At 36.3% G+C, this 10,094-nt stretch carries 7 protein-coding genes; all 7 read left to right on the forward strand.

Annotation, left to right across the window (positions count from 1 at the left end; all coding sequences use genetic code 11):
* Positions 1 to 131 precede the first annotated feature (131 nt).
* The 7 genes from spoIIE to ADJ83_RS22010 all read left to right on the forward strand — a co-directional run bounded on the left by spoIIE (position 132) and on the right by ADJ83_RS22010 (position 9,978).
* A complete protein-coding gene (spoIIE, locus tag ADJ83_RS21980) occupies positions 132 to 2,609 on the forward strand; it encodes a stage II sporulation protein E (RefSeq protein ID WP_031537142.1) in 2,478 nt (825 codons plus the stop codon).
* A 130-nt stretch (positions 2,610 to 2,739) separates the two neighbouring features.
* On the forward strand, positions 2,740 to 3,474 hold the full coding sequence (locus tag ADJ83_RS21985) for a vWA domain-containing protein (protein WP_031537143.1): 735 nt from the start codon (positions 2,740 to 2,742) through the stop codon (positions 3,472 to 3,474).
* The gene (locus tag ADJ83_RS21990; RefSeq protein ID WP_031537144.1) at positions 3,443 to 4,444 is read left to right on the forward strand and encodes a protein kinase domain-containing protein; all 1,002 of its coding nucleotides are present in this window, start codon (positions 3,443 to 3,445) and stop codon (positions 4,442 to 4,444) included. Before ADJ83_RS21985 ends, ADJ83_RS21990 begins: the two co-directional genes overlap by 32 nt.
* A 148-nt stretch (positions 4,445 to 4,592) precedes the next feature.
* On the forward strand, positions 4,593 to 5,975 hold the full coding sequence (gene tilS / locus ADJ83_RS21995; RefSeq protein WP_048719103.1) for a tRNA lysidine(34) synthetase TilS: 1,383 nt from the start codon (positions 4,593 to 4,595) through the stop codon (positions 5,973 to 5,975).
* A 22-nt stretch (positions 5,976 to 5,997) separates the two neighbouring features.
* Positions 5,998 to 6,546, forward strand: coding sequence for a hypoxanthine phosphoribosyltransferase (hpt, locus tag ADJ83_RS22000; protein ID WP_048719106.1), 549 nt, complete (start codon positions 5,998 to 6,000; stop codon positions 6,544 to 6,546).
* 106 nt (positions 6,547 to 6,652) lie between these two features.
* On the forward strand, positions 6,653 to 8,563 hold the full coding sequence (ftsH, locus tag ADJ83_RS22005; protein WP_048719108.1) for an ATP-dependent zinc metalloprotease FtsH: 1,911 nt from the start codon (positions 6,653 to 6,655) through the stop codon (positions 8,561 to 8,563).
* A 194-nt stretch (positions 8,564 to 8,757) separates the two neighbouring features.
* On the forward strand, positions 8,758 to 9,978 hold the full coding sequence (locus ADJ83_RS22010; protein WP_081836520.1) for an ISL3 family transposase: 1,221 nt from the start codon (positions 8,758 to 8,760) through the stop codon (positions 9,976 to 9,978).
* Positions 9,979 to 10,094 lie beyond the last annotated feature (116 nt).

The raw sequence follows: 10,094 nt of genomic DNA on the forward strand, positions 1-10,094 counted from the left end.
TTTGTAGCTCCTTAAAAAAATGAAGGAAAGAAGTCGAGCGAAAAGCTGGAACTGCTTCGTTATTTTGACAAACTTTTAAATAGCTACCTTCTATAATGTGGAGCAACGATACTTGATAGGGAGTGGAGTGTATGGAAAAAGTAGAAAGGGATATAATCGATCCGATTGGTGAGGTTGATTTTGGGAAGTCACGGGAAAGCTTCAGCTCAATTCTTCATAAATTTAATTCAAAATTGGAGAATTTTTTTTTAGTAAAAGGCTATTTGCTTTTAATCATTGGTTTCTTGCTTGGACGAGCCTTAATATTAGGACAGCTTACTCCTTTTGCTCTTCCATTTTTTGCAGCGGTGTATTTATCAAGGAAAGATAAAGCCCCACTTGCCCTCATTGGTTTAATTGCTGGTGCGGCTACTTTAGGAATAACGGAGGCGGCTACTAATTTTGTCTTGTCTTTCTTATTCTTGATAAGCTATAAGATTATTTTGAACTGGAAAAATAAAGAACAACAACTCGTACCAGTATTTGTTTTTGGTCTTGTCTTTCTTGGTAGCTTAGTAAAAGCATATCTATTAACAAACGGTTTTACATGGTATGGAGGAATGTTATCGTTAGTAGAAGGAAGTCTTGGTTATATTCTTACATTAATCTTCTTACAAAGCTTACCATTACTCACCGTAAATAAAAGGAGACAAGCACTTAAAACAGAGGAAATTGTTTGTTTGATTATCATGCTAGCTTCTATTATGACTGGAACAATAGGATGGGCGGTCTATGGCATATCCATTGAACATATTATGTCACGTTACTTAGTATTAGTATTTTCCTTTATTGCAGGGGCAACGATTGGCTCTACAGTTGGTGTGGTAACAGGGTTAATTTTTAGCCTAGCAAGTATTTCAAGTTTCTATCATATGAGTTTGCTCGCATTTTCTGGTCTTCTAGGTGGATTACTGAAAGAAGGGAAGAAAATTGGCGTGGCATTGGGATTATTTATTGCTACTCTTCTTATTGGAATGTACGGAGAAGATGGAGGCGTATTATCTGTTTCATTAATGGAAACAACAATAGCTGTTTTTCTATTCCTTCTCACACCAAGAAGTTTAACCTCTCGAATTGCAAAACACATACCAGGAACAACAGAATATTCCCAAGAACAACAGCAATATATGAGAAAAATGAGAGATGTAACTGCCCAAAGAGTTTCTCAATTTTCTAATGTTTTTCAGGCTCTCTCCAATAGTTTTTCGTCTCCCAACATTAGTGAGATGGTGGAGGAGGAAGATAATGAGTTAGACTACTTTTTAAGTAATGTGACGGAAAAAACATGTCAGACATGTTTTCGAAAGGAATATTGCTGGGCTCGCAACTTTAATACAACCTATGATTATATGAAAGACATTATGACAGAAATGGCAGATTCAGGCGGAAATATTTCCCCCAATCTTTCGAGGGATTGGGATAAACATTGTACGAGATCGAAAAAGGTTAAGGATGCTATTCATCAGGAACTGGCACTGTACCAGGCCAACCAAAAATTAAAAAAACAGGTACAGGAAAGCAGAAAACTAGTTGCAGATCAATTACTTGGTGTATCAGAGGTTATGGGTGATTTTGCCAAAGAAATTCAAAGGGAAAGGGAAAATCATTATAAGCAGGAAGAACTAATATTAGAAGCTATTCAAGAATTTGGCATTCATATTGAAAATGTAGAGATATATAGTCTAGAACAGGGGAACGTAGATATCGATATAACCATCCCTTACAGCACTGGTTATGGTGAATGTGAGAAACTGATTGCACCGATGTTATCTGATATTCTTGGGGAAACAATTATTGTAAATAAGGAGGAGGTTGCTGAGTATTCCAATGATTATAGTCATGCAACATTCCGATCAGCCAAAGCTTATACGGTAGAAACTGGCGTTGCACATGCAGCAAAGGATGGGGGATTTATATCAGGTGATAGCTATTCAACGATTGAACTAGGTTTGGGGAAATATGCCATGGCAATAAGCGATGGAATGGGAAATGGAAAGCGTGCCCATGTAGAAAGTGAAGAGACACTACAATTATTGCAAAAAATTCTTCAATCAGGGATTGAAGAACAAGTGGCGATTAAATCGATTAATTCAATCCTTTCTTTACGAACAACAGATGAAATTTTTTCCACGTTAGATTTAGCAATGATTGATCTTCAAAATGCAGCTGTTAAATTTTTGAAGATAGGATCTACCCCAAGTTTTATTAAAAGAGGATCAAAAGTAATGAAAGTTCAGGCAAGCAATTTACCTATGGGCATTCTCCAAGAATTTGATGTAGATGTTGTTAGTGAACAATTAAAGGCTGGCGATTTGCTAATTATGATGAGTGATGGTGTTTTTGAAGGACCAAAACATGTAGAAAACTTTGAAATATGGATGAAGCGAAAAATCAAGGAGCTGAAAACAGAGAATCCCCAAGAGGTAGCAGACTTAATTATGGAGGAGGTTATACGATCTCGTTTAGGGTTAATTGAAGATGATATGACTGTTTTAGTGGCAAAGATTGATCATAATATTCCGAAGTGGGCATCTATTCCGGTAAAAGGTTTTAAGCAAGCAGCAAATTGAATTTGATAACTTATTTCCCTCCTTTTTAACAAATGAAACCTCTCCTCGGTTTCCCTTCTTAAAAAGGGTATAAATTCTTCCTTTTTCGTCGAGAATGGAACTAACTCACGAAGATGGAGGGGAGATATTTATGAAAACAGGTACGTTAAAGCAGGTTCTGCTTATTACAGATGGATGTTCTAATAAAGGAGAAGATCCAATTGCGATGGCAGCGTTAGCGAATGAACAAGGAATTACGGTTAATGTCATTGGAGTAATGGAACAAGATACAATTGACGAGCAGGGGATGAAGGAAATCGAAGGCATCGCACTTTCTGGAGGTGGTGTCAGCCAAATAGTATATGCGCAGCAATTAAGTCAGACTGTCCAAATGGTTACGAAAAAAGCAATGACTCAAACACTCCAAGGTGTAGTCAATAAAGAGCTTCAGCAAATATTAGGTTCCTCGAAAACAATGGAGGATCTTCCGCCGGAAAAGCGAGGAGAAGTAATGGAGGTTGTTGACGAACTAGGAGAGACAGTTGAACTTGAAGTATTGGTATTGCTAGATACAAGCGCTAGCATGAAGCATAAACTGCCAACTGTAAAAGAGGCTTTGCTTGATTTATCTCTAAGCTTGAATGCACGTTCTGGCGAGAATCGTTATTCAGTGTTTGTATTTCCCGGGAAAAAGAAAGATGTCGAAAAATTAATGGATTGGACTCCTCGTTTAGAATCACTAACCAGTATATTTCCGAAATTATCTACAGGAGGAATTACGCCAACTGGTCCAGCTTTAAAAGAAGCAGTCTATTACTTTAAGCATAAGCGCTCATTAAGGAGCTTGATTTCAAGTGATGATGAATACTTCGAAGAGTCCATTTAAAATAAACGGCGGTACGGTAGTAAAAGGAAAGTGGCATAACAAGCAATATACCATCTTGAAGGAGCTTGGCTATGGAGCAAATGGCACTGTTTTTTTAGCAGATTCCCGAATAGGAAAAGTTGCTTTAAAATTAAGCAACAATAGCGTATCTATAACTTCCGAAGTAAATGTATTGAAGTCCTTTGCAAAGGTCCAAGGTTATAGCCTTGGACCTTCTTTAATAGATGTGGATGATTGGGTAACAAATAAGGGGAATATCTCTTTTTATGTAATGGAATACATTAATGGACCTGATTTACTCGCCTTTATTCATAATAAGGAAGGTTCATGGATTGATGTACTAATGATCCAATTATTAAAAGATTTACAAGTTCTCCATGAAAACAACTGGGTTTTTGGAGATTTGAAGCCAGAGAATCTGATTATTACAGGACCACCTACGAAAATTAGATGTATTGATGTAGGCGGAACAACGATTATTGGAAGGGCAATTAAAGAATTTACAGAGTTCTTTGATAGAGGCTACTGGGGATTGGGAACCAGAAAGGCAGAGCCGAGCTATGATTTATTTGCAGTTGCTATGATTATGCTAAATATATATCATCCAAAGCGCTTTAATAAAACAGAAGGCGGAATAAAACAGCTACAAACGATGATTCGGCAAAAAAAAGGACTTCTTCGCTATGAAGGAATTCTTATAAAAGCATTAACGGGAAAATACCAAAGTGCAAAGGAAATGCGATTTGATTTATTGAAATTAACGAATGGTGGTAACACAAGTAGAAGGAAAGTAGTAGCTGGATCTCAAGCAAATATTTCTCGACAAGTAAAAGGACAAAACCTCCAAACTTCCAATACAAGAAGCAAAATGGTTAAAAAGAAGAAAAAAGCCGGTTGGATTGAATCTATGCTTATCATTATTCTTATTTCCATTTGTTACATTTTGTATATATATGGTCAATTAACTTGAAAAGAGGAATTTTAACAATTTTAGAGAATAGTCTTTGGTATCACTTTTAAAAAAGTGATATCCTTGACTATAGTAACTACAACCTCGGATGAAAAAGTAATAACCTGAGTGTTGCTAGAATAGTGATAGTGATAAGGAAGTAATTAGAATGTTTGAGGATCAAGTTTCGAATTATCTGCAAAGAAAAAATGTGACCCTAGAAGGAAAAAAAATCTTAGTTGGAGTATCGGGTGGACCTGATTCTTTAGCGCTTCTTCATTTTTTATGGACAAAGGAAGAAGTATGGAAAATCACTGTGTATGCCGGGCATGTCGATCATATGTTTCGAGGGGAGGAGTCGCTTAAAGAGGCTGAATTTGTGAAATTATTCTGTGAAGAGAGAAATATCCCTTTTTCTTGGGAAAGAATAAATTTGCCTGAGTTTATAAATAAAACAGGGATGAATTCACAAAAAGCTGCAAGAGAATGTAGGTATTCTTTCTATGAAAAAGTGATGAGGGAAAATAACGTAGATTATTTAGCACTAGGTCATCATGGTGATGATCAAATAGAAACAATTCTGATGCGATTAACGAGAGGGAGTTCAGGTAAGGCGAGAGCTGGAATTCCTTTTATCCGTCCTTTCGGAGCAGGAAATATTATTCGTCCCTTTTTATGTTTAGAAAGGGACGACATTGAGGAATATTGTAAAGTACATAATTTAAATCCAAGAAGAGATCCAAGCAATGAAAAAGACACATACAGCCGCAATCGATATAGAAAGTATGTTGTGCCCTTTTTGAAAAAAGAAAACATACACGCGGCAAAGCATTTCCAGCGGTTTAGTGAAGAATTAGCAGACGATGAAGCTTATTTAATGGAGCAGGCAGAAGAAAGGCTTTCATTTATATTAGTCGAAAAACGAGAACAGGAAGCAGTAGTTGATATTAATCGATTTCTTTCAATAGCTATTCCTTTACAAAGAAGATGTATTCAACTAATATTAAATTATCTCTATGACGAGATGCCTATTTCATTATCCGCATTACATACTGAGCAAATGATGATATTACTTAAGAGTCCTCATTCTTCTGGAAATATTGATCTCCCGAATGGTCTGAAAGTGAAAAAGTCGTACCATTATCTTCATTTTCAGCTTAATTTTTCTCCAACAAAATCCTTTTATTATGAATTATCAAAAATGGGAGAGTTATTATTACCAAATGGGTATAATATTAAGGTAGAATATATAGACGGTGAACATCATACTGATAATCATTGTATTCTTTTGGATTCTTCTATTTCCTTCCCTCTTATTATCCGTACAAGAAGCGCTGGCGATAGAATCCATTTAAAAGGGATGGATGGTAAGAAAAAAGTGAACCGCATTTTTATCGATGAGAAGATTCCAATCCATGAAAGAGAGAATTGGCCAATTATTACGGATAGTAATGGTGAAATTCTTTGGATACCTGGACTAAAAAAATCGATATATTCTCATAGTAATACGAATAGTGGTAGTAATCTATTAATAACATATAAAAAGCAATGATCTTCTAGGGGGCACACAAGAAATGAAACACGATATTGAAAAAATATTGATATCTGAAGAAGAAATACAAGGTAAAATCAAGGATTTGGCTTTTCAACTTACAGAGGAATATCAAGATAAATTTCCTTTGGCAATTGGAGTGTTAAAAGGTGCTATGCCCTTTATGGCCGATCTTTTAAAGCGAGTGGATACATACCTAGAGATGGATTTTATGGATGTGTCAAGTTATGGTAACTCTACTGTTTCTTCTGGAGAAGTAAAAATTTTAAAAGATTTGGATACTTCTGTTGAAGGAAGAGACATACTAATTATTGAGGATATTATTGATAGTGGATTAACATTAAGTTATCTTGTAGAGTTGTTCCGTTATCGTAAAGCAAAATCAATCAAAATTGTGACTCTTCTTGATAAACCTTCTGGTAGAAAAACGGATCTTGAAGCAGATTATGTAGGATTTAACGTGCCAGACGCTTTTGTTGTGGGGTATGGATTAGACTACGCAGAAAAATATCGTAATCTACCTTATATTGGTGTTTTAAAACCGGAAGTTTATGCAAGTGATAGTAAATAAGGATAAAAGAAAGGAATTCAGATCCAGAAAGGGTAATTCCTTGAATTTACTTAATTTTCTATGTTACTATACTCTATAGTTTGTTTACCGTGGGAGGAGGTAAGGGATGAACCGTATTTTTCGTAATACCATTTTTTATTTATTAATCTTTTTAGTAATTATCGGTGTGGTTAGTTTTTTCAATGGAAATAATCAGCCTACCAAGCAATTAACATATACTGAATTAATAAATCACCTTGAAGCTGGTGATGTTGCAGAAATAACGCAGCAGCCTGAAAGAGGTGTACTTGAAGTACGAGGGAAATTAAAGGGCTACAAAGAAAATGAAACATTTGTTTCTTATGTAACAAACAATGAAACAAATGCTCAAGTGATCTTGAAAGCTGCTACAGAAGGTTCCAATATTGATGTGCAGCCAGCGCAAGAAACAAGCGGATGGATCACATTCTTTACTTCAATTATCCCGTTTGTGATTATTTTCATCTTATTTTTCTTCTTGCTCAATCAAGCCCAAGGTGGCGGCGGCGGCCGAGTAATGAACTTTGGTAAAAGTAAGGCAAAGCTTTACAATGAAGAAAAGAAAAAAGTTCGCTTTAATGATGTAGCAGGAGCCGACGAAGAAAAGCAAGAACTAGTAGAAGTTGTGGAATTCTTAAAAGATCCACGTAAATTTGCTGAGCTAGGTGCTAGAATACCAAAAGGAGTCCTTCTTAATGGACCTCCAGGAACAGGTAAAACACTACTTGCTAGAGCGGTTGCAGGAGAAGCTGGCGTACCTTTTTTCTCCATCAGTGGTTCTGACTTCGTAGAAATGTTTGTAGGGGTAGGGGCTTCACGTGTTCGTGATTTATTCGAAAATGCGAAGAAAAATGCTCCTTGTATTATCTTTATTGATGAAATAGATGCAGTTGGTCGTCAGCGTGGAGCTGGTTTAGGTGGAGGACACGATGAACGTGAACAAACCTTAAACCAATTATTAGTTGAAATGGATGGATTCGGTGCAAACGAAGGTATCATTATTATCGCTGCTACAAACCGTCCTGATATTTTAGACCCTGCATTATTACGTCCAGGTCGTTTTGACCGACAAATTACAGTTGACAGACCAGATGTTAATGGTCGTGAGGCAGTTTTACGTGTACATGCTCGTAATAAGCCTTTAGATGAGTCTGTCAATCTAAAAAGCATTGCTCAGCGTACACCAGGATTTTCTGGAGCTGATTTAGAAAATCTTCTAAATGAAGCAGCGCTTGTTGCAGCGAGAGCTGATAAGAAGAAAATTGATATGGAAGACATGGATGAGGCAACAGACCGTGTTATTGCTGGACCTTCCAAGAAAAGCCGAGTTGTTTCTAAAAAAGAAAGAAATATTGTTTCTTACCATGAAGCAGGTCATACAATTATCGGTGTTGTGTTAGATGAGGCTGATATGGTTCATAAAGTAACAATCGTACCTAGAGGTCAAGCTGGTGGGTATGCAGTTATGCTTCCTAAGGAAGATCGTTTCTTAATGACCAAGCAAGAGCTTCTTGATAAGATTACTGGATTACTTGGTGGTCGTGTGGCAGAGGATATCGTATTTGGTGAAGTAAGTACTGGAGCACATAATGATTTCCAAAGAGCTACAGGTATTGCTCGTAAGATGGTAACAGAGTATGGAATGAGTGATAAGCTTGGACCATTACAATTCGGTCAAGCACAAAGCCAAGTGTTCCTAGGTAGAGATTTAAATAATGAACAAAATTATTCTGATGCAATTGCATATGATATTGATTTAGAAATTCAACGAATCATAAAAGAGTGTTATGAAAGAGCGAAACAAATTCTTACAGAAAATCGTGAGAAGTTGAACCTAATCGCCGAAACACTTCTGGAAATAGAGACATTGGATGCTGAACAAATCAATAGCCTTTACAAAGATGGTGTCTTACCTGATCGTACGATTAAAGCTGATACGACTTTAGGTTCAGATGATGTGAAGGTAAATATTAACAAAAAAGATGACCGAAACGAGTAATTGTTCATCTAGGAAAGGGTACGCGTAAAGCGTACCCTTTTTTTGTCTGTATCGTAAAATATAAAAATAGCTTTTATAAGGGCTCTATAATATTTGTTGGGGTTGTCCTACAATTTGTATGCAAAAAAATACACGCATACATCCAATTCTTTTATACTTGAATTGTCGAGAAACAAGTAAAGAAATGGAGATGCGTGTATATGAATTTTAACATTTCTATTCCAGGATTAAAAGATGTGCTGGTAAAAAACGTAGAAGAAGTAGGAGAATATATTCATGTTTATGTAGAGATGGAGCGTAAACCGCACTGTTGTCCAAAGTGTGGCAGTCAAACCAATCGAATTCATGATTATCGCATTCAAAAAATCAAACATTTGAAGTGGTTTGAACGAAAAACGCTGTTGTTCTATAAAAGAAGAAGATATGTTTGTGCTTGCGGAAAGCGATTCTCTGAAATGAACACGTTTGTAGAGTGTTATCAGCGTAGTACGATCGAATGGAACCAGGCAATTGCAATCAAAGCAATAAAAGGAAAAACATATAAAGAGACGGCAGAAGTTTATGGAACATCCCCAACAACAGTTGTTCGTCGTTTCGATCAAATAGCCAAAGAAGCAATTCATCCGGTCACAGAGCTGCCAAAAGTGATAGCTATTGATGAGTACAAAGGCGATACCAAGGAAGGGAAATATCAATTAATTATAGCTAATGGAATCACAAGAGAACCAATTGACATTCTTCCAAATCGGTATAAAAAAACGATTAAACGGTACCTTCAAAAACATGGAGCGCAAGTACAAATCGTAATCATGGATATGAGTCCATCCTTTAAAGCAGCTGTACAAGAAGCTCTGGGTAAACCAGTTATTGTAGCGGACAGGTTTCATTTTTGTCGATATATTTATTGGGCATTAGATAAGGTTAGGCGACGTGTCCAACAAAACTTTCATGCGTATGATCGTAAGAAGTGTAAGAGAATGAAACATGTCTTTCATAAAGCAAAAGATAAGTTAAATAATGAAGAACGTTGGCTTCTAGAGAGATATCTATCTATGTCGGAAGAATTAAAGCAGGCCTATGAACTGAAAGAAGCCTTTCGAGCATGGTTTACAAGGGCTAAAGAAATTGGAAGCACACAAATTAAGAAGGTCAAATATGAACTCGAACAACTTTTAATAAGATTTAAAACCGAAGGTATTTTAGAGATGTCTGATGTAATAAAGACATTCAAGAATTGGCAGACGGAGATACTCAACAGCTTTGTGTACAATTACTCAAATGGTTTTCTTGAGGGGATTAACAATTCCACCAAAGTAATCAAACGAAACGCATTTGGATTTAGAAGTTTTGAGCGCTTTCGTGCCAAGATATTATTAACACATCAATTTAAGGGAATTGGAATACATGTTGGATAAAAACTAGAGAATGAACATTTGTATGTTTGGAGGGTCTAAGACCTTCCAAACATACAAATGCCACCAAGCTTAAGCGCGGTAGCCTAGTATTTTACCCCAACAATTGACTTAGAACC

This window comes from Bacillus sp. 522_BSPC, assembly GCF_001076885.1.
GTDB classification, from domain to species: domain Bacteria; phylum Bacillota; class Bacilli; order Bacillales; family Cytobacillaceae; genus Niallia; species Niallia hominis.